Annotated in this window: 2 protein-coding genes; both read left to right on the forward strand. The window is 62.2% G+C overall.

Annotated features, from left to right (window positions below):
* Positions 1-270: co-chaperone GroES (locus RM190_RS23255; RefSeq protein WP_311761861.1), on the forward strand; the 270-nt coding region annotated here is incomplete at its 5' end.
* A gap of 38 nt (positions 271-308) precedes the next feature.
* The gene (gene groL, locus RM190_RS23260; protein WP_311761862.1) at positions 309-1,946 is read left to right on the forward strand and encodes a chaperonin GroEL; all 1,638 of its coding nucleotides are present in this window, start codon (positions 309-311) and stop codon (positions 1,944-1,946) included.
* The last annotated feature ends 93 nt before the right edge of the window (positions 1,947-2,039 follow it).

Below are 2,039 nucleotides of genomic sequence, written 5' to 3' on the forward strand. Positions count from 1 at the left end.
CACGACCGCGTTCTGGTCCGTCGCGTCCAGTCGGACGAGAAGACCAAGGGCGGCCTGATCATCCCCGACAGTGCGAAAGAGAAACCTGCCGAAGGCGAGATCGTCTCGGTCGGCGAAGGCGCGCGCAAGGACTCGGGCGAGCTGATCGCACCCTCGGTCGCGGCTGGTGATCGCGTGCTGTTCGGCAAATGGTCGGGCACTGAAGTCACGATCGACGGCGAAGAGCTGCTGATCATGAAGGAAAGCGACATCCTGGGCGTGATCGCCTGATTTTCGCTTCCGCGTAACTCATTTTAGGAGACGGACAAATGGCTGCTAAAGAAGTCAAGTTCAACAGCGACGCCCGCGACCGCATGCTGAAAGGCGTGAACATCCTCGCGGATGCCGTCAAGGTTACCCTCGGCCCGAAAGGCCGTAACGTGGTGATCGACAAGTCCTTCGGCGCGCCGCGCATCACCAAGGACGGCGTCTCGGTCGCCAAGGAAATCGAACTGGCCGACAAGTTCGAGAACATGGGCGCCCAGATGGTCCGCGAAGTCGCTTCGCGCACCAATGACGAAGCTGGCGATGGCACCACCACCGCCACCGTTCTGGCCCAGGCGATCATCCGCGAAGGCATGAAGTCGGTTGCGGCCGGCCTGAACCCGATGGACCTGAAGCGCGGCATCGACCTCGCGACCTCGAAAGTCGTCGAAGCGATCAAGGCTGCTGCCCGCCCGGTCAACGACTCGGCTGAAGTCGCGCAAGTCGGCACCATCTCGGCCAACGGCGAAGCCTTCATCGGCCAGCACATCGCCCACGCGATGCAGAAGGTCGGCAACGAGGGTGTCATCACCGTCGAAGAAAACAAGGGCATGGAGACCGAGGTCGACGTCGTCGAAGGCATGCAGTTCGACCGCGGCTACCTGTCGCCCTACTTCGTCACCAATGCCGACAAGATGATTGCCGAGCTGGAAGACGCCTACATCCTGCTGCACGAGAAGAAACTCTCGTCGCTGCAGCCGATGGTCCCGCTGCTGGAAGCTGTCATCCAGTCGCAAAAGCCGCTGATCATCGTCGCTGAAGACGTCGAAGGCGAGGCTCTGGCCACGCTGGTCGTCAACAAGCTGCGTGGCGGCCTGAAAATCGCTGCCGTCAAGGCCCCGGGCTTCGGCGATCGCCGCAAGGCCATGCTGCAGGACATCGCGATCCTGACCGGCGGTCAGGTCATCTCGGAAGACCTGGGCATGAAGCTGGAAAACGTCACCGTCGACATGCTCGGCCGTGCGAAGAAAGTCTCGATCAACAAGGACAACACCACCATCGTCGACGGTGCTGGTGAGAAAGCCGAGATCGAAGCCCGCGTTTCGCAGATCCGTCAGCAGATCGAGGAAACCACCTCGGACTACGACCGTGAGAAACTGCAAGAGCGCGTTGCCAAACTGGCTGGTGGCGTTGCCGTCATCCGCGTCGGCGGCCTGACCGAAATCGAAGTCAAAGAGCGCAAGGACCGCGTTGACGATGCCCTGAACGCGACCCGCGCTGCGGTTCAAGAAGGTGTTGTCGTCGGTGGCGGCGTTGCCCTGGTTCAAGGCGGCAAGGTCCTCGAAGGCCTGACCGGTGCGAACTCGGACCAGGACGCCGGTATCGCGATCGTCCGCCGCGCCCTGGAAGCTCCGATGCGCCAGATCGCTGAAAACGCTGGCGTCGACGGCGCTGTCGTTGCCGGCAAGGTCCGCGAGTCGAACGACAAGGCCTTCGGCTTCAACGCCCAGACCGAAGAATATGGCGACATGTTCAAGTTCGGCGTCATCGACCCGGCCAAAGTCGTCCGCACCGCGCTGGAAGACGCCGCCTCGGTCGCTGGTCTGCTGATCACCACCGAAGCCATGATCGCCGAAAAGCCCGAGCCCAAGGCTCCCGCCGGCGGCATGCCCGACATGGGCGGCATGGGCGGCATGATGTAATCATCCGCTTGTCGCAAGACAGACGAAGGGCCGTCCCGAAAGGGGCGGCCTTTTTCATGCCCGGGCTTTGAAGGCAGCATACGGGACGTATGG

This window comes from Paracoccus broussonetiae, assembly GCF_031854425.1.
Lineage (GTDB): Bacteria > Pseudomonadota > Alphaproteobacteria > Rhodobacterales > Rhodobacteraceae > Paracoccus > Paracoccus broussonetiae.

Coding starts and splice junctions, on each gene's coding strand:
- groL (WP_311761862.1), top strand. CDS start 309: ATGGCTGCTAAAGAAGTCAAGTTCAACAGCGACGCCCGCGACCGCATG.